The sequence below is a fragment of the Thiocapsa sp. genome, assembly GCF_022340925.1.
Classification (GTDB): Bacteria; Pseudomonadota; Gammaproteobacteria; order Chromatiales; family Chromatiaceae; genus Thiocapsa.
On record NZ_JAJDNA010000125.1, the window covers coordinates 1 to 18,278 of the forward strand.

Here is an 18,278-nt window from a genome sequence, read left to right on the forward strand (position 1 = left end):
AGGCGCTCCTGACGCTCCTCGCGACGCTGCCTTGCCGCTTGCTCCGCAAGCTCCAACCGGTGACGACGCTGACGCTCGAGCTCGGCCTGGCGCAGCTCCTCCCAACGCTCCTCGCGCAGGTTGTCCATCTCCTTCTCGCGCAGGCGCCGCTCCTGGCCCGCGAGCTCCCTTGATTGCGCAAAGGCCTCCTGTCGCTCGCGCAGCTCCTCTTCCTCTTGCGCCTTGTGAAGCTCCCAGGACTCCCGTGCGCGCTGTAGCTCGATCTCTAGCTCTTGGCGTCGATGATCCTGTTTCGCCCGCGTCTCATCGGCCAGCTGGGCACGCAACTCGACTGCACGCAGGCTCTGCTCCTTCTCGTAGGCCGCCAGCTCGAGCTCGCGGCGGCGCTGCGCCAGATCCAGCTCCTGCTCGAGATTCTCCCGCCGCCGGTCCAACAGGGCCTGGGCAAAGGCCTGCTCTGCCCGCCGGGTGACGATCGGCTCGGCCGCCGTGAGCCGAGCCTCCTGCTCCTGAAAGAAACCCTCTGGATCGGCCTCGTAACGCAGCCAGAGACGTGCAAACTCGGCCTGATTCAGCCGCTGCGCCGGATCATCGGGGCACGCGAAACCCGGTATCTCGGCCAAACCGCCATCCAGATACTTTCGGTACTGCATCTGGAGGGATTCGCTGAAATAGGCCCGGACGGCAGCGGGCTCGAACAACTTCAGCGCAATCAGGGCAAAGAAGAGGATCGCCAAGGCCGACTGTGCAAAGCCCTCGACCGTCTCGAAATGCGGAACACCGGCCTCGTCCGGACTCTCCCGAAGGGCCTGCAGGGCCTTGGAGCGCGCCGCGAAGGTGAGCCGCGGCGGGAGCTCCTCCGGCTGCTGAGCCACGACCTCGGCGCGCATCCGATCCATGCGCTCCCGTTCCTCCAGACGGATCCGCTGGAGCTCGTCCGTTTCCGCGCGCAGGCGCGCCTCGAGCGCCGTGATCGTCTCTGCAACCGCGGCGATCCGCCCGTCGATCTCCGTCTGCTTGGACGCCAGCAAGGCCATGAGCTCATTGGCACGCGCATCCCATTTCCGGGCCTCCGGGCCATAGCCGGGGGGCCGGTCCCCCCGTCCATGGATCTCGTCACCGAGGCGCTCCTGCGCGGCGGCGAGCTCCGCGCGCAGCACACGGATCTCCGGGGCATACTCGGACTCGATCTGAGCACGCCGCTGACGCTCGGCCTCGAGTGATCGGTTCAGACGCTCGATCTCGCCCTCGAGCGGGCGGGTCAGCTCCCGGTAACCCGACTCGATCTGTTCCGCACGCACCGCGAGCTGGGCCTGGAGCGCCGCCTCCCGCTGGGCGTAGTACTGCTCGACCTGGCGCTGGTGATAGCTCTCGATGTCGTCGGCGCGGATCAGCTTGGCAAGGAAAGGCGCCGTCACATACAGTGAAACGCCCACGATCAGTACCCGCACGAGCAGTCCGAAGAACCATCGCGTCCGGGCCGCGCGCTCTTCGGAGCGCTCGGCCCGCAGGGTCCGCGTGGGACGCTCGGACATGATCAGCGAGGCGTCCACGATCCAGATGATCGCGAACATCAGCACGAACATGAACAGGCCGGCAATCGGGCGAAGCCAGGCCGCGTCCTGCGGGACGATCGAGGCGCCGATCAGGCCCCAGACGATCCCTTCGATGCTCGCCATCAGAAGAATGATGACCCACGCGAACCCCAGCCAGACCGCAACGGCCGGGGTGGCCAGGGTCTCACCGTAGGGGCGCAGCCGAAGATAATTCAACGCCTGAGGCGCAACGAACGGACGAGGTCGCCAGCTGAGATCCATGTTGTAACCTTCCCCAGACCGAGTCTGAACGCGGCAATGACGACAAGCATAACCCTGGTTGCGGCAGGCGACCGCCTCGAGGTTCACATTCCGGCGTGAATCGGTATCCTGTGCCGCGTCGCCGATCCATCGAGCGACGCACAACCCGGGCGGAGCGCGCAGCGACCCGGCCCGCTTCAGACTCACCTACCTAATGACGAGACATGGCATGAAGCTCACCACGATCGCGACCCTCGGCCTGATGCTTGGCGCCGCAGCAGCCTCCGCGGGCGAAGGAGCGCATTGGGGGTATTCGGGGACCGAGGGTCCCGAGCACTGGGGCGACCTCGACCCCCATTTCAATCGTTGCAAGACCGGCCGGATGCAGACGCCGGTCGACTTGGTGAACCGGGTCGACGCGAGCCTTCCACCCATCGCATTCCGCTATCGTCCCGGCGGACGTGCGGAGGTGAACAACGGCCACACCATCCAGGTCGACTATGAGGACGGCAGCTCCATCCGCCTGGACGGCCGCGAATACAGACTGAAGCAGTTTCACTTCCACAGCCCCAGCGAGAATCACATCGACGGCAAGGAATTCCCGATGGAGGCCCACCTGGTCCATGCCGATGACGAGGGTCATCTGGCCGTGATCGCGGTGATGTTCGAGGAGGGGCCGGAGAACCTCGCACTGGCGATGCCCTGGGCGGCGATGCCGACCAAGCCGAGCCACAGGGTCGAGCTGGCCACTCAGGTCTCTGCCGAGGCCCTTCTCCCCGCGAACCGCGACTACTACCGGTTCGAAGGATCCTTGACCACGCCGCCCTGCAGCGAGGGGGTGCACTGGCTGGTCATGAAGCACCCGGTCAGCGCCTCACACGGGCAGCTCGCCAAGTTCGCGCGCACCATCGGCCATCCCAACAACCGGCCGATCCAGGCGCTCAATGCGAGGGTGATCTTAGAGTGACGGCCGGAAGACGGACGACGCGGCAGCGGACCGTCTGTTGGCCACCGCAAGCGTCCGGGGAGACGCCTCGCCAGGCGGGCCGCGGACGCGGCGTCGTTTCGCCAGCTGATCGCAGGCCGCGGCGCGCCCGCGAGGCACGTGCGGGCGATCACGCCGGGTTGGAAGAGGCGAAAAGCGACTCGATGCCGATAGGCGACTGGACAAGCGCACGCCGCGAACCGCCCCTGGAGCCTGGTCGGATTGGCCGGGGGTGTGGCCTATCGTCCACGCATTCTGAATCCAGATGGTGGCTACGGGTGGACTCGAACCACCGACCCTCGCATTATGAGTGCGATGCTCTAACCAGCTGAGCTACGTAGCCAAACAAGACGCGGGATCATACGGTCCGCGCCTGCTGGCGTCAACCGCCGACGACCGGGGCCAGTTCCCGGCGGCAGCCCCGAGCGAGCCGCAAGCCGACGCGGCACGCCTCGCAGTCCGTCAATCGTCGACAGGCTCCGAGCTCATCCCACGCAGGTCCCGGCCAAGCCGGAGGGACGAACGAGTGAGCGCTGAGACGGGGGCTCGACCCAGGGCGGGCTGGCAACACTTCCAGCACATGGCGGACATCGGCGTCGATGGCCATGGTGCGACCCTCGCCGAGGCGTTCGAGCAGGCCGCGCTCGCCATGACGGCCGTCATTACAGACCCGAGTCGGGTCCACCCGGACACCGCGATCGCGGTCTCCTGCACCGCCCCGGACGACGAGCTCCTGCTCGTGGACTGGCTGAACGCCTGGGTCTACGAGATGGCCACCCGCGACATGCTCTTCTCCCGGTTCGAGGTCACCATCGAGGGGCATGCGCTGCGCGGGACCGGCTGGGGGGAGCCGGTCGACCTGCACCGCCACCAGCCGGCGGTGGAGATCAAAGGCGCGACCTATACTGAACTATGCGTCTGCCAGGATGCCGATTCGACATGGCATGCCCGGTGTGTCGTGGATGTCTGACGGGGCGGCTGGCCGCGAGCGGCGGCCATCCTGAGCCACGCACCGGGCGTGCCCGGGACCCTTCCGGTCCCACCCAGCGGCATCGGCTGACGTTTCGCGCGTCACGGCTGAAACCGATCGGGACTGCCACCATGGATCTTTCCCTCCTGCAGAAGATCTCCGCTACCCTCTGGCGTATCGAGCCAACGGGTGCCATGCACGTCCCCGGCCTGCTGTTCGCAGACGAGGCACTGGTTCGCGCCATGGACCACAAGGTCTACGACCAGCTTTGCAACGTGGCGAGTCTGCCGGGCATCGTCGGCGCGGCCTATGCCATGCCGGACGCCCATTGGGGCTACGGATTCCCGATCGGCGGCGTGGCCGCCTTCGATCCAGATCATGGCGGCATCGTCTCCGCCGGCGGGGTGGGATTCGATATCTCGTGCGGGGTCCGCACCCTGCTCACCGGGCTCACGGGACAGCAGATCGAGGCGGTCAAGAGGCCTCTCGCCGACCGCCTCTATCAGACCATTCCCGCGGGGGTCGGCAGTCACGGACGCCTGCGGCTCGCCAACCGGGAGATGGACGCCATGTTGCGCGGAGGCGCGCGATGGGCCGTCGAGGCGGGGTATGGGCAAACCGCGGATCTGGACCGCATCGAGGAGGGCGGGCGGATGGCCGGCGCCGACCCCGAGCAGGTGTCCCGGCACGCCAAGGAGCGCCAACGCGAGGAAATGGGCACCCTGGGGTCGGGCAACCACTATCTCGAGGTTCAGGAGGTGGTGGAGGTCTTCGACCCGGAGATGGCCGCAGCCTTCGGGCTGGCCCTGGGCGACGCCGTGATCAGCATCCATTGCGGCTCGCGGGGGCTGGGGCATCAGATCGGCACGGACTATCTCAAGGCGATGGTGATCGCCGCGCCTGGTCACGGCCTCCACCTTCCGGACCGCGAGCTGGCGTGCGCACCACTCGACTCAGAGCTCGGCCGCGCCTATCTCGGCGCCATTCGGGCCGGGATCAATTGCGCGCTGGCCAACCGCCAGATCCTCACCCATCTCGCGCGGGAGACCTTCGCCGAGTTGCTTCCCGAGGCCCGGCTCGATCTGCTCTACGACGTCTCGCACAACACCTGCAAGGAAGAGGAGCACAGGGTGGAGGGTCGACCGCGGCGTCTCTTCGTCCACCGCAAGGGGGCGACGCGCGCCTTCGGCCCCGGCCACGCCTCATTGCCGGCCGAGCTGCGCGCGGCGGGTCAGCCGGTCATCATCGGCGGAAGCATGGGGACAAGCTCGCACATCCTCGCCGGTCTGGGCTCGCAGCAGGCCTTCGCCTCCGCCTGCCATGGCGCCGGGCGCAGCATGAGCCGCCATCAGGCGACGCGTCGCTGGCAGGGCCGGGCCGTCGTCGATGAGCTCTCCGGACGCGGCATCCTGATTCGCAGCCCATCGCTGCGCGGGGTGGCCGAGGAGGCGCCCGGGGCCTACAAGGATGTCGACGCCGTCGTCGACGCGGCCGCGGCGGCAGGATTGGCGAAAAAGGTCGTCCGACTCGCCCCGCTCATCTGCGTCAAGGGGTGAGGGGGGGATCGCCCCTGCAGCCGGGACGATCAGCGCGGTTCCGAGACACGCGCCCGGATCAGCGACGCCGCGGCCTTTTCCAACGGATTTCATTCGCCTGACGACCCGATCCGGAGTCACTCCGGCTTATCCGACCTTGTTTGCTGAGTGGCCGCGGCCTTCCGCGCGCTCCGGAGGAGCTCGCAACGCGTGCGGATCGCTGCCGGTAAACGCGCATCCTCAAGGCGTCCCCCGGACCTGCGCCGCGGCGCTGCTTCCCCATCGGGAAGCAGCGCCATGAGAATCCTCAACTCCCGATCGCCAGCGCCCGCGGGAAACGCGCGTTTTCTGATTCGGGTCAGCTCCCGGCATCGCGACGCTGAAAAAACAGAATATCGCTATAAACTGATTAATGTCGGTGCAGTTTAAAGATGGAAAACGTCGTTCCCGCTCGCCCTTTCGGCGAGCCCACATCGACGAGCGCCCCATGCTGCAGACGCTGATGGACCAAAAGCTCCGGCGTGTCGCGTGGCAACACCGATGGAGCCCCATTTTTCCGGCTCGCGCAAAGGGGTGTTCCCATATGCAGCTTCGGCGCAATTGAGTCCGCCAACGGTCGTCATTGCACTCAACGAACGATTTCCGGGCGCACAGGGCCGCAACCCGACCGGGTCGGATAAAGTCTGTTTCGTACGAGTGAGGAGGCTGTGCCATGAAACCATCAGCTATCAATCGACTCGCGTTCGTGAGCCTGTTGCTCGCGTTTTCGACCTCTCTCTCAGCCCCTGCGCAAGCGTGCGATTGCGAGCCCGGGGAGCCCGAGGCGATCGTCGTCACCTTCAAGCAGGATCTGTTGGTGCCCGCGCCAAGAGGTCGGAACCGTGCCGTCATAGACAGCGCGGCGGTCGAGGCCGCCTGTGTCGCGACGGCCCTTGCCAGAAACCTGCAGATGGCCGCCGAGAGCAGCGGACAGTCCGTCGCGATGTTTCCAGCTCTGGCGGGCGTGAAGCTGGCCAACGAGCCCCTTCTGATCCGGTCCAAAGCGGGCGCAGAAGCCTGCTTCGACCCCGACGAGGACAGCGAGGGCTACGAGTCACCTGACTTCAACATCTCCGTACCCGACGATTACACCTTGCTGCTCGATCTCGTCAGGCAATTCCTGGATGTCGGCGGCCGGATGGTCGTCTGCCCGCTGTGCTGGGTGAGTCGTGGTTATCCGCCGTGCGCGCTCATCGAGGGATCCGGAACGGGGGCAACTGCCGAAATCGGCACACCCGAGACCGTCGGGCCACTGTTCCTCAACGCGCAGAAGGTGATCGACTTCTGATCTGGAAACAGGCCCCGTTCGGACTCCTCCGCACGGGGCGGCGGGACCGTCGGGTCCGAGTCGACGGTATATACGCCAATCGCGCCCCCTGATGGGAGCCATCGACTTATCGGCCGCTGACTCGTGCCGGTATGACCAGCTCCGGTCGGCCCGCTCCGCCCTGCCGCACGCGTTCTAAGAGCCTCGGCGCGACCGGCTCCCGGTATGCTCTCCAGCCCCTGACCGGACCCGTCCTTCCGGCTCCTCCCGCCGTGCGGATCTCGGTAAGCCGTCATCAAACTGAAAGATGCGGCCGTTATCGTTGGGGACCATTTCCCACCGAAATGCACGGAGAAACCGTCCCCATGAAGCACGTCCCGACGTACCTCACGGCCCTGTTGATCACCCTGACCGTGGCCGGCCTGCCGCTCGCTGCGGCGAAACCGGGCAAGGATATCCGCCTCGAGCCCATCGCCGCCTTCGACAGCGGCAGCGGCGAGACCGGGGCCGAGATCGCGGTTCTCGACGACAAGAACGGCCTGGTCCTGGTGACCAACGGCGCCGAGAACCGGATCGATATCTTTCCCCTCTTCGGCGGTCCCTCCAGCAGCTTCGACATGTCCCCGTATGGCAGCGGTGTCCAGAGCGTCGCGGTGAAGAACGGCCTCGGGGTCGCCGTCGCGGCCGCCGACCCGGTCGTGCTGCCCGGAAAAGCGGTGTTCTTCGATCCGGCGGACCCGGCCGCAGGCCCGTCTTCGGTGGTCACCGTCGGCGCCCTACCCGATATGGTCACCTTCGACCATCAGGGCCGGCGGGTGCTCGTGGCCAACGAGGGCGAGCCGCGCTGCATCGACACAGCCGGCAACGGTGTCACCGACCCCAGCCTCGCCACCAACCCCGAGGGCAGCATCTCAATCATCCGTTTGCGTGGCGGACAGCCGGGCCCCGCGACCACGGTCGGATTCGCCGCATTCAATGGCAGCGAGGCCAGCCTGCAGGCCAAGGGCGTCCGTGTCGGCACCTGGCCGGGCGCCAGCGTGGCGCAGGATCTCGAGCCCGAGTACATCACCGTCTCCCAGGACGGCAAGACCGCCTATGTCACCCTCCAGGAGAACAACGCGCTGGCGATCGTCGATGTGCCGAAGGGGCAGGTGGTTGACCTCGTCGCGCTCGGTCTCAAGGACCACAGCCTCGCCGAGAACGCCCTGGACGCGAGTGATGAGGACGGTCCTGACGGGAGTGGGGCCGCCAACCTCCGGGCCTGGCCTGTCCACGGAATGTACATGCCAGACGCGATTACGTCCTGGAAGCAGAGGGGTAAGACCCTCCTCGCCACCGCCAATGAGGGCGACGGGCGGGAGTACTTTGACAATAAGGACAACGACGACGGTGGCACTCTCTGCTTGATCGACGAGGCGCGGGTGAAAGACGTCGCGCTTGACGCATTCTTTCCGCTTCCTGATGACATCAATGACCTGGACACACTGCAGGAAGACGAGAACCTCGGCCGGCTCAAGGTCTCCAGGTTCTTCCCATCGACCTTTACCGGCGGTCAACCACCCACGGGCGACACGGATCCGGCGGACGTCGAAGGCTTGGAGTACACCTCGCTTGCCAGCTACGGCGCCCGCTCGGTGTCGATCTGGGACGCCGCCGGAAATCGGGTGTGGGACAGCGGCGACGGGATCGCGCGAGCGATCCTGGAAACGATCGGGGAAGACGCCTGGGTGAACGGGCCGGTGCAGGGAACCACCGCCCCTCCCGACAGCCGCAGCGACGACAAAGGCGCCGAGCCCGAGGCCGTCGCCGCCGGCAAGGCGTACGGCCGCAACCTCCTGTTTGTGGGTCTGGAGCGCAGCGGCGGGGTCCTGGTCTTCGACGCGACCGACCCCGCGGCGCCCCAGCTGCTGGAATGGAAACAGACCGAGGACATCTCACCGGAGGGCATGCAGTTCGTCAAGGAGGAGGACAGCCCGACCGGCAAGGCGCTCCTCGTCGTGTCCTACGAAATCAGCGGCACGACGCGGGTCTTCGAGATCGTGAAGTAGCAGGTGAGGTCTCGATGTCTCACGGCGCGAGGCGGTCCGGCCGGCCTGCTTCGCGCCGTTTGCGAGGATCGATCAGGTCTGGCGCGGTCCGCCCGGGCTGCGGCGCGCAGGCGAGCTGCCATTCGTCGGAGCCCGCCTGCGGACAGGCGACCGCCTGAAGCCGGTCCTGACTGGCGATCCGGTTGCCCAGCTGAACGATCAGCCGGACGACCGCCTCGGTGCGCACGTGGTGCAGGGCGTGGCCGACCCCCGGGAGATAGACCAGATCGGCGTTCGGCGCCTGGGTGACGAGGCGTTCGGCGTGGTTCCATGCGGGGACGATCTCGTCTGCGTCACCCGTGATGAGGAGCAGCGGGTGCTCGATGGCGCCGTAGTGCCGACTCTGGGCCTCGAGGAAGGGGCTGAGCAGGCGGATGTCCTCGGCGTTGGCGAGAAAGGTGCGCGCTCGCAGCGTGAGGTCGACACCCGTGCGGTCGCGGTAGCCGTCGGGGACCCGGTTGGGCGCGAAGACCGAGGCGATTCCGCGCTCGACCGTCACACGCCCGAGGGTCATGGGGAGTGTCCGGGCAACCAGCGGGCCGAGGATCGGCACTCCCGCCAGATCGTTATACCAGAGGACGCCTCCCTCCCAGGGATGGCTCCCACCGGCCAGCAGGACCCCGCCGGCGGCCGCCTGCGGATAGGCCAGGAGGTAGGCCAGCACGACCGAGCCGGCCCACGAGTGACCCACCAGAATCGGCCGCTGGACATCCAGCCGGCTCAGAAGTCCGTGGATCAGCCTGGCCTGCTGTGCCGGGTCCGGCCAGGTCCCGTCGGGGCGCTCGCTGTAGCCATGACCCGGTCGGTCCACCGTGACGACCCGATGACGGCCGGACAGCGGCTCGACCAGGCTGGCGTGAAAGTCGAGCAGGCTGGTGCTGGCCCCGTGGATCAGGACGACCGGCACCGCCGCTGCAGGGCCCGGCCATTCGGACGGCTCGCCGCTGTCCGTGTAGTGCAGCCGCAGCCCCTCGACGTGCGCCAGCTCGCCGATTGGGGGGAAGCGCGACTCGAGTCGGTGGCGCTCGATCTCGGAGCAGGCCGCGAGACCGGTGAGTGTGAGAAACACGAGGAGAAGCCAGGACATCAGTGAGCGACAGCACCGGGGTTGCGGTCTCGGTCCGGCTAGCGGACACGTCACGGGCACGGACGGTTGTGCCCCAAGGTATAGAAGATGTGGGCGAAGAAAGGCGCTGGCAAAGTCCCTTGGCGGCGTTGACGCGACCGGTTTGTCCAGGCCGCACAATATCCCGCGGCGGGAACCCGATTCGCCACCGCCGAGCCCATCGTTCTGTCCGCGCTGAAGCGGAACGCGGCCGAACCCGGGGTTGCGTCCCGGCGAATCGGGCGCCAGCATGGGGACATCCGCAACCGACCACCGAGGATCAGCAATGTCCGACCAACCTGTCGCCGTCGTGACCGGTGCCTATCGTGGTCTCGGGCTGGAGACCTGCCGCCAGCTCGCCGAACGCGGCTATCGCGTCATCCTGACCGCCCGCCGCGAGCACGAAGGCCGGGCCGCAGCCGAGCAGCTGGCCCGCGGCGGACGCGACGTCCGCTTCCACCCGCTCGACGTCACCGACCCTGACTCGGTGTCGGCCCTGGCCGAGGAGCTGAGGGGCACGTTTGGACGCATCGACGTCCTGGTCAACAACGCCGGCATCTTCCCGGACCCGGCGCCGGGCACGCCCGAGTCCAGCATCCTTGCCGCCGATCTCGACACCGTCCGCCGCGGCCTGGAGACCAACACGCTGGGCGCGCTGCACCTGTGTCAGCACCTGATCCCGCTCATGCAAGACGGCGGCCGCGTCGTGAACGTCTCCTCCGGCATGGGCCAGCTCAGCGACATGAACGGATGCTGCCCCGGCTACCGGCTGTCGAAGACGGCGCTGAACGCCATCACCCGCATCCTCGCGGACGAGCTCGGGCAGACCGGAATCAAAATCAACTCGGTTTGCCCCGGCTGGGTGCGCACCGAGATGGGCGGCGCCAACGCCGACCGTTCGGTGGAAGAAGGTGCGCGCGGCATCGTCTGGGCCGCAACGCTGCCCGACGACGGGCCGAGCGGCGGATTCTTCCGTGACGGATCGGCCATCCCCTGGTAGCCCGATCTCGGTGGGACGAAGGATGCGACCGGTTCCGCACAGCCATCGACGGCCAGTTGGCCCATGCCGGAGACAGCGCCGTGTCGGCCGCCGATGCACGTATCGACGAAGGGCTCGACGCCCTGTTCGCACCCTGAGCCGGGGCGTCGATGTCTATCTCGACTGGTACTTCACGGTGGTCGCCGAATACCTGCGCCTGGCCGCGGCAGCGCTCGGCGACTTCGGCTCCCTGCTGGCCCGGCAGCTCGACCGACACCTGTTCACCGGGACCGCCTTCCAAGCGCGGCTCGCCCCGCTCGAGGCGGAGGCCGAAGGCGCGGCGGATGCCGAGTTCAGGGCCGCCGCCGGCCGGCTCGACCACCGACTCGGGCGCATCGCCGCCATCGCCGAGCAGCGCGAGGCGCTCGGCGCGGCGCTCAAGGCGCGGCAGGCGGCGCGCATCGATGCCTGGCTGCTTCAGCTCCAGCGTGACTTCCTGCCGTTGCACCATGGCCTCTGAGCGGTCAGCGGCGTGCACCGTCCCGAGTCAGACGACGGCGCGATATCCCGGCTCATGATCGCGCCTGAGCCACAGCGGGCGGATCAGTTGTCGTCGCCGTCGCCGCCTTGATGGAGACGCGTGATGGACGCCACCGTGCGCAGGACCTCCGCTTCGTCCAGCGGCGGCCGGCAGCGTGCGGCATTCCAGGCCAACAGCAGCTCGGCCGCGACCTCCGGGTCGATGTCGTGCCACAGCAGGTGCCCGGCGAGCGAGGCGATGGTGTCGTTGCGCTCACCCTCGGCGACCCCCTCACGCACGAGTCCCCGCCACTCGGTCAGCGGCCGGGCGCGGTGCGACCCGCCCGAGAGGAGGCGAACGAGCCAGGCGGGAAGCGAGGCCAGGGGGAAGACGTCTGGCGAGCAGGTCCAGCGATAAGGCGCTCCGCTCGCGTGCATGGAGGGTGGCGCCACCACATAACCGCCGTCGCCGCGCAGGTCGACCCCGGGGGCGAGACCGACCCGATTCCGCACGATCTCGCCAGGATGAGCGAAGTAGAGGTGCCGGCCACCCCCGCCGGTCACGGCCTCGACCGTCTCACCGATGGGTCCGTGCTCGCGCTGCAGCCTCTGCAGGCTCTCGGCGGCACCGTGACGCGGGTCGAGGTCCAGCACGACCAACCCCGACACGACGCCGGTAACGACAGCGACGTTCGCATCGGGCCAACGCCTGAACCACTCGGCGATCTCGAGCGGGTCGGCCCGCCGGGATTGGTACACCTGCCAGCGGATGAGCGGACGTTTGCCCCGCGCCTCGACGGGGATGACCGACCAGCCGAGCCTGCCGTAATCGAGTGCGGCCTTCAGGAGCAGGCCGCTCGAGGATCCACTGTCACGCTTACGCCACAACTCAGTTCCTTATCCGTCTCGCCGCTGTCCTCGGCGAGCACCGCGCAACCTGCCGGGGGAGGACCGCACGCCTGCCCCCTGACGGAATGAGCACTCCCATGGCGCATGGCGCCGCCCGGAGTGCCTTCCTGGAGTCGCGAGGCCGGGCAACCGCCTGGCCGACGCCGTCGCACCAGCAATCATAGGCGGCGAGCGGACGATCGTCGAGCGCGTGCGCTCTGAGTCGCCTCACCCGGCAAGCGGGCACAGAACACGCCGGCCTCGATCGCCGGGTTGGCGACGGACCTGCTGTCATCCTGCTCTTTCCAAGGCAACCGGGTCGCCAAAACGCCGTCCGGCGCGCTCCTGAGCCCGCCGAAACCGCTCTGGCTCATGTGGCGGGTCTCGAGCCGTGAGTGGGCGTCGACTGGGGGGCGCGGCTCGCCGTTCGACCCAGTGTAGCCGTCGAGGCCCGATCTGTCGGCACCCGGGGCAGTTGGTCGACGCCCCGGTCGGTTATCATCCCACGGGTTGAAGGCAGGCGTTTGGGAAGCGTCGCGATTCATGGCGAGAATGGTCTGAATCCAGACAACAGCGGAGCAGCAGGATGGAGATCGAGTTCTACGGCGCGGCCAGTGGTGTCACCGGCTCCTGCCACATCTTGAGGGTCGGGGGGCATCGGGTGCTGCTCGACTGCGGACTGATCCAGGGCAGCCGGGAGGAGGAGGCGCGCAACCGCGAGCCCTTCCCGTTCGACCCGGCCGCCATCGACGCCGTCGTCCTGAGCCACGCGCACCTGGACCACTCGGGACGCCTGCCGCTCTTGCTGCGTGAAGGCTTTCGCGGACCCATCTACACCCAGAACGCAACCCGCGACCTCTGCGACGTCCTGTGGCAGGATGCCGCGGGACTGGAGGAGCGCGACGCCGCGTATCAAAACCGCCGCTCTGGCGGCCGGGACGTGCTGCCCCTCTATACGCGCCGGGATGCCGCCGCCGCCTTCGAGCGGCTGGTGGGGCTGCCCTACCGCAAGTCGACCGAGATCCTGCCGGGGATCCGGGTGCGGCTGCTGGACGCCGGGCACATCCTGGGATCGGCCCTGGTGGAGCTCGACCTCACTCAAGACGGCATGACCCGCAGGTTGGTCTACTCAGGCGACATCGGCCAGTACGACACGCCCATCCTCAACGACCCGACGACGATCGAGGCGGCCGACTGCGTGCTGATGGAGAGCACCTACGGCGATCGGCAGCACCGCAGCCGCGATGCCACCATCCGCGAGATCGGCGAGATCATCGCCGCCGCCCGCCACGACCGGGGAAACGTCCTGATCCCCGCCTTCTCGATCGGTCGCAGCCAGGAGATCCTGTATCTCTTCGGCCGCCATTACGACGCCTGGGGCCTGGACCGCTGGCAGATCTTCCTGGACAGCCCCATGGCCATCGAGGCCACCCGCATCTACTGGGACTATCCCCAGCTCTATGACGAGGAGGCCACCAGGCTGAGACGCCGCATGCACGAGATGCCGCAGCTTCAGAACCTGCGGCTCACCCGCAGCGTCGAGGAATCGCAGGCCATCAACCGCTTGCACAGCGGCGCCATCATCATCGCCGGCAGCGGCATGTGCACCGGCGGGCGGATCGTCCATCACCTGAAACAGAACCTCGGGCGGCGCGGCTGCCACGTGCTCATCGTCGGGTTCCAGGCCAACGGGACACTCGGCCGGCGGCTGGTGAACGGCGAGGAGAGCGTCCGCATCCACGGCGAGGACTATCGGGTCCAGGCCCAGATCCACACCGTCGGCGGTCTGTCTGCGCACGCCGACCAGTCCGACCTGCTGCGCTGGCTCAAGGGGTTCCGCAGCCACCCGGTGGTTTGCCTGGTCCACGGCGAGACCGACGCCAAGCTGGGCCTTCAGAATCAGGCGCGCGAGACGCTGGGCATCGATGCACTGATTCCGGCGCCGGGCGACCTGCTCGACCTGACCGACATGAGCCTGGAACGGCGAAGCACCCCGCCGTCGGCACGGCGCACCTAAAGCCTCGTCCCGCGCCATCGGATCTCACAGCGCAAGACCCGACGCTGCAAGCTCCACACACGGAAGTCGCGGTGGGCTGGCGCGCCCCGTCGGCCAAAGCACTGCGCGCGCAGGTCGTACCTGCCGCCGCTTAGCGGCGCCCGCTTCCCAGCTCCAACTCGGCCGCCGCGTGCTCGACCGGACGTCGGGGACCGCTGCCCGCACCCAACTCGAGAACGCAGCCCACGACGAAAGCCCGCCGGCCCCGCAGATCGGCCTACGCAGAGAACCACACATGCGCGCAAGCGGGACTCACTCGACGGTCACCTTTTCCGCGAATAGCCGGTGATGAGACTGACCGTCAAACTCGTACCATAGCAGGATGGCACCCCGGGGCAGCGGACCGCTGCCGTCAAAGGCCATGCCTACCAATTGCTGGTTCAGGCCTATTTGTACTTGCCCAGTGCTGTCCTGCTTGTCATCCCAGATGAGCCACCATTTGCCGACGAGCTTGTTGCCACTCGCCAATACCCGCGTGTACCCGATTTCCTTGCTGAAGGCGCTGGAATTATAAGCAAACAGGGCGCCGCCCTGACCGTCGCTGACCATGCATGGCGGGTCTTCTTTGTTCTCGGCGGTCGGTGTCGTCTCGTCGTAGTCGAACGGGACCAACACCCCCGTTGCATCCCAGAATGCCTTGCCGGTGCCGTCGACCCCCCGCGCTCGGATGTCAGACTGATTGCTGGGGACACCGCTGCGGTAATCCTGCCAGGCCACGACCATCTGGTTCGTACCCGTTGGCGCAACAACCAGCGATGAACCGGTAAACTGGCCGGAGTTCGTTGGCCACGCGCCGCCGAGGCCGCTCGCATCAAAGACCGCGGTCGGCTTCGACCAGACCTCGGCCCCGCTGGCGTTCAGAAGCTGGACCAGGATACGCAGGCTTGTGGCGGCGGTAGGCGGCTCGACCCAGACGACGAAGGCCCCTCCCGACCCATCCGGAACGAGTTGCCAGTCGGTATCCGTCGGTGTGCCCGGCTTGTTGACGACCATGGTCTTCCCCGCCGCCCCCCAGAGCGGCCCTCCCGCGATGCGCTGGAGCGCCAAGTCTTGGTTCTGATCCCGCCAACCCACAATCACGCCGCCAGGAACGAACTTAGCCTTCCACAGAGGAACGGGCGCCGATGCATCCCGCCAAGGCATCAGCCCCGGATGCACGGGCTTGAGAATCACGCTCCCGTTGGGCAGTTCCTGCGCCGTCCACCCGCCGGGCGGATGCAGGGGCTCAAACATGACCCCGACGGTGCGGTCGGCGACCAGGTGGACGATTCTCTTGCCCGTCTTGCTTGGATCGATGCCGTTGAGGCTTGTGCTGAGCTGGCCATTGTTTGAAACATGAGCCAATCGATCGTACCAGCCAACATAGGCGCCCCCGACCCCATCGGGGACGACCCGCGGCTCTCCTGTTGGACTGGCGCCGGCGGGCGGTGCTGTCAACTTGCCTACGTGGACGGGCTTTTTCCAAATATGACCGCAAGACGGGTCGAATCGAGCGGCAAACACCTTGTCTGTGCCATATTCAACCCATGCCACAAATAGCCCGCCGGCGCCATCGGGCACTGCATGTGGATAACGCGCCGTCACTTGGGGGCATGTCTTGCCAAACGAGCCGTCACTCTTGAGATTAATCATTTGAAACCGGCTATCTGGACTAGTCCCGGTTTTGAGCACCGTAAAGATGACCCATGCGCCGCCATTGCCGTCGCTGACAACGTGCGGGGACTCCAACATCTTCGGACCGGTCACCTGAATGACCTTGATTTCGCCCCATAGAGGGTCGCCGTCCAGAGCCAGGGCTGGCGCATGGAAGCAAACCCACGGCGCCCCGATTACCGCGAGCCCGAAAGCAAAGCGATTGAATAGGCGGTATCCCATCAGCTCCCTCCGTCTCACATGGCCGGCAGATCTGCCCCCTTGTCCTGACTATAGCCAATCGCCGGTCCGTCGCCGATCCGATTAACCCAAACGCCTATCGACCAATGCGCGGATTCGCGAGCGCCGCTCGCGAGGATGCCCGATTCCCGACATCCCTCGGCGGTGCGATGCAGGCTGATCACGCGGTCAACGTCCGTCCGACAGGGTTCAGCGCGGGGCGATCCCCAGCAGGTTGCGGACCCGCTTCCAGGGACGCAGGGTGACCGGGGTCTCGTCCGGCCCCAGGTCGAAGAAAAACCCGGTCGAGGACCCGCCGTCGAGGTTGATGGCCCGGTCCACCCTCCAACCGGTCAGGGCGCCCGGCGCGGCCAGACATTCGGCGAGCTCGGCGAGGGTGACGGGGGTCAGGGTGGCGCCGATGACCCAATGCCCCCGCCAATCGGTGGCGAGGAAGCTGCGGCGGCTGGGGTTCGATGCGGAGAGGCCCCGCACCGGCCGTACGCCTTCAACGAGGTAAGGGCCGGTCTGCAGCAGGGCGTTGATGCCGGGGTGATCCCGGAACTGGGCGCGGCGGACGAGGTGGATGCCCCTGCCGTCGCTGTAGACGACGCCGCTGAGGAGCTTCGCGGTCTCGAAACGGTTGATCCGGCTTCCCCCGGAGATCACCAGCCCGGCCGGCCGCCAGTCCGGGTGAAAGAAGCCGCCATTCACCCCGGCGACGCACCCCTCGGCACGGAAGGCATCCTCGAAGGTCGGATGGGCTGCCTCGGCACCGTCACCCAGATCGACGACCTCCAGGCGAAACGCTCGCGAAGTGAAAAAGCCAAGATGGGCGGTGATTTCCCTCCCATCTGATGGACGGACCGCGGTGCGCTTGACGTAGAAGAGGTCGGTAGTGACATCCTGGCGGTCCAGGTCCCCCGCCGGCTTCCACTCCGCGGCGAACGCGTTCACGGCAACCAACAGGAGAAGGCAGAGAAATAGGCGTGACACCTTCATGATGAAGCTCGGCTGTCCGTTGGCCTGCAAGCATACCCCGGGCAGAGTCTTCATCGGCAGACCGATCGAGCCGGCCGATGCACGGTGCCTGCCCGCACCCAGGAGGTAACCGGCGGCTCCGGGCGTTTCGCGCGTCTTGCGCGCTTCCATTGGCGTCGTCGGACGGCGGCCGTTTCGCCGCGTCCCTCGCGGTGCTAGGGTCGCCATCCTTCCGCCTTTGAATCGGCTACGGAAGCGGGACAAGGGTCCATGTTGCGCCGCTTGTTCGTGACATAGCCCCACTATGCGCCCCAAAACCGGAACGCGATGGCCTCGCTCTCCCACTCCCTCGCTTCGATCCCCCTCAGTCCGACGGGCTCCTAGGACGTTGCGGGTGAGCGCTACGCCGAGAATTGCAAGAGAAGGTACAGCTCCCAGAGGACGACGGTCCCGAAGCTGGCGGCGACGGTACACGGCAGCAGATGCCGGAAACCGGGGCGGTCCGCAAACCTGTCCTTCAGGAACAGGAGCAGGATGAGGGGCAGGGCGGTCAGCAGGTACTTGACGGTGACGAAGGCCTGGGGACCCAACCTGAGGTAGTAGGCCATGACCGGGTTGACCTCCACCGCACCACGCCTGAGCAGCTCCAGGGTCAGAAACGCATCGGCGAGGCTAAGGACCAGGATGAGCATCAAGAGGCCAAACAGGGAGGTGTCGTATCGGTCGAGCGGATGGAGTTGGCGCCGGTCAGCGGATCGCCGCACGCCGGTCCGCTGACCGGTCCCCAAGAGCTGTCTGTGCAGCGAATGGCGGACCCGGCGCTCCTTGCCGGAGCGGCGATCGCTGAGTGAGTGGTTGTCGTACTGGAGGCCCACGGCGGGGATTCGGCTGGGTCTTGACTTGGTTCTGTGGCAGGCAGCAGCAGGCTATGACAGTCGCTTGCGCAGCATGTGGACATCTTCTACCCGCGTTTGCCCGTTTTGCAAGTCGGCAGGCGCGTGGGCTTTCCCACGTCCACCTGGCGCCGGCCACCGGACGTGTGGGGGGAGGTGCACGTGCACTTGAATCCTGACGCTGTTTGTCATCCGGGCAGACATACCCAGACCTCTGTCACTCAGGCAGTCAGCGGCTTGGCCTGACGGTTCCAACGGGACGGTTTGGCCATCGTTTCGCTGGGCCTCGGCGGTGGCTTCAGCGCC

The 18,278-nt window shown here is 67.1% G+C and carries 14 protein-coding genes and 1 tRNA gene; 8 read left to right on the plus strand and 7 right to left on the minus strand.

The window, feature by feature from the left end:
* On the minus strand, positions 1–1,817 hold a 1,817-nt coding region (locus LJE61_RS14665; protein ID WP_296918796.1), incomplete at its 3' end, for a DUF4407 domain-containing protein.
* A gap of 208 nt (positions 1,818–2,025) precedes the next feature.
* Here LJE61_RS14665 and LJE61_RS14670 point away from each other — a divergent pair.
* Entirely contained in the window at positions 2,026–2,763 is a 738-nt protein-coding gene (locus LJE61_RS14670) for a carbonic anhydrase (protein ID WP_296911317.1), read from the plus strand.
* A 284-nt stretch (positions 2,764–3,047) separates the two neighbouring features.
* Here LJE61_RS14670 and LJE61_RS14675 read toward each other — a convergent pair.
* Positions 3,048–3,124 (minus strand) — tRNA-Met (locus LJE61_RS14675).
* A 183-nt stretch (positions 3,125–3,307) separates the two neighbouring features.
* Here LJE61_RS14675 and LJE61_RS14680 point away from each other — a divergent pair.
* The 4 genes from LJE61_RS14680 (at position 3,308) to LJE61_RS14695 (ending at position 8,640) form a co-directional block, all read left to right on the plus strand.
* Entirely contained in the window at positions 3,308–3,751 is a 444-nt protein-coding gene (locus LJE61_RS14680) for an archease (RefSeq protein ID WP_296918798.1), read from the plus strand.
* 131 nt (positions 3,752–3,882) lie between these two features.
* Positions 3,883–5,307 (plus strand): RtcB family protein, encoded by a 1,425-nt coding sequence (locus LJE61_RS14685; protein WP_296918800.1) that lies wholly within the window; start codon positions 3,883–3,885, stop codon positions 5,305–5,307.
* Between the two features lie 724 nt (positions 5,308–6,031).
* Positions 6,032–6,613: a hypothetical protein gene (locus tag LJE61_RS14690; protein WP_296918802.1), complete on the plus strand. Its 582-nt coding sequence runs from the start codon at positions 6,032–6,034 to the stop codon at positions 6,611–6,613.
* Between the two features lie 344 nt (positions 6,614–6,957).
* The gene (locus LJE61_RS14695) at positions 6,958–8,640 is read left to right on the plus strand and encodes a choice-of-anchor I family protein (RefSeq protein ID WP_296918805.1); all 1,683 of its coding nucleotides are present in this window, start codon (positions 6,958–6,960) and stop codon (positions 8,638–8,640) included.
* A gap of 19 nt (positions 8,641–8,659) precedes the next feature.
* Here LJE61_RS14695 and LJE61_RS14700 read toward each other — a convergent pair whose 3' ends face one another.
* Positions 8,660–9,766, minus strand: a complete 1,107-nt coding sequence (locus LJE61_RS14700; RefSeq protein WP_296918807.1) for an alpha/beta fold hydrolase — start codon at positions 9,764–9,766, stop codon at positions 8,660–8,662.
* Between the two features lie 304 nt (positions 9,767–10,070).
* Between LJE61_RS14700 and LJE61_RS14705 the strand changes: the two genes are divergently transcribed.
* Both LJE61_RS14705 and LJE61_RS14710 read left to right on the plus strand, forming a co-directional pair.
* Positions 10,071–10,784 carry an SDR family oxidoreductase gene (locus tag LJE61_RS14705; protein ID WP_296918818.1) on the plus strand — a complete coding sequence of 238 codons (714 nt, stop codon included), beginning with the start codon at positions 10,071–10,073 and terminating at the stop codon, positions 10,782–10,784.
* Between the two features lie 175 nt (positions 10,785–10,959).
* Entirely contained in the window at positions 10,960–11,283 is a 324-nt protein-coding gene (locus tag LJE61_RS14710) for a hypothetical protein (RefSeq protein WP_296918808.1), read from the plus strand.
* Positions 11,284–11,366: 83 nt separating this feature from the next.
* Here the strand turns inward: LJE61_RS14710 and LJE61_RS14715 are convergent, their stop codons facing one another.
* On the minus strand, positions 11,367–12,170 hold the full coding sequence (locus LJE61_RS14715) for a bifunctional DNA primase/polymerase (protein ID WP_296918810.1): 804 nt from the start codon (positions 12,168–12,170) through the stop codon (positions 11,367–11,369).
* Between the two features lie 586 nt (positions 12,171–12,756).
* Here LJE61_RS14715 and LJE61_RS14720 point away from each other — a divergent pair.
* Positions 12,757–14,187, plus strand: coding sequence for an MBL fold metallo-hydrolase RNA specificity domain-containing protein (locus LJE61_RS14720; RefSeq protein WP_296918812.1), 1,431 nt, complete (start codon positions 12,757–12,759; stop codon positions 14,185–14,187).
* A gap of 291 nt (positions 14,188–14,478) precedes the next feature.
* Here the strand turns inward: LJE61_RS14720 and LJE61_RS14725 are convergent, their stop codons facing one another.
* The 3 genes from LJE61_RS14725 to LJE61_RS14735 form a co-directional block, all read right to left on the minus strand.
* Positions 14,479–16,101 (minus strand): hypothetical protein, encoded by a 1,623-nt coding sequence (locus LJE61_RS14725; RefSeq protein WP_296918814.1) that lies wholly within the window; start codon positions 16,099–16,101, stop codon positions 14,479–14,481.
* A gap of 207 nt (positions 16,102–16,308) precedes the next feature.
* A complete protein-coding gene (locus LJE61_RS14730) occupies positions 16,309–17,100 on the minus strand; it encodes a phosphodiester glycosidase family protein (RefSeq protein WP_296918816.1) in 792 nt (263 codons plus the stop codon).
* Between the two features lie 380 nt (positions 17,101–17,480).
* Positions 17,481–17,954 (minus strand): DUF5658 family protein, encoded by a 474-nt coding sequence (locus LJE61_RS14735; protein WP_296909641.1) that lies wholly within the window; start codon positions 17,952–17,954, stop codon positions 17,481–17,483.
* Positions 17,955–18,278 lie beyond the last annotated feature (324 nt).

Excerpts from the sequence above, each read along its gene's own strand:
- LJE61_RS14670 (WP_296911317.1), top strand. The coding sequence starts at position 2,026 with ATGAAGCTCACCACGATCGCGACCCTCGGCCTGATGCTTGGCGCCGCA.
- LJE61_RS14685 (WP_296918800.1), top strand. The coding sequence starts at position 3,883 with ATGGATCTTTCCCTCCTGCAGAAGATCTCCGCTACCCTCTGGCGTATC.
- LJE61_RS14695 (WP_296918805.1), top strand. The coding sequence starts at position 6,958 with ATGAAGCACGTCCCGACGTACCTCACGGCCCTGTTGATCACCCTGACC.
- LJE61_RS14700 (WP_296918807.1), bottom strand. The coding sequence starts at position 9,766 with ATGTCCTGGCTTCTCCTCGTGTTTCTCACACTCACCGGTCTCGCGGCC.
- LJE61_RS14705 (WP_296918818.1), top strand. The coding sequence starts at position 10,071 with ATGTCCGACCAACCTGTCGCCGTCGTGACCGGTGCCTATCGTGGTCTC.
- LJE61_RS14720 (WP_296918812.1), top strand. The coding sequence starts at position 12,757 with ATGGAGATCGAGTTCTACGGCGCGGCCAGTGGTGTCACCGGCTCCTGC.
- LJE61_RS14725 (WP_296918814.1), bottom strand. The coding sequence starts at position 16,101 with ATGGGATACCGCCTATTCAATCGCTTTGCTTTCGGGCTCGCGGTAATC.
- LJE61_RS14730 (WP_296918816.1), bottom strand. The coding sequence starts at position 17,100 with ATGAAGGTGTCACGCCTATTTCTCTGCCTTCTCCTGTTGGTTGCCGTG.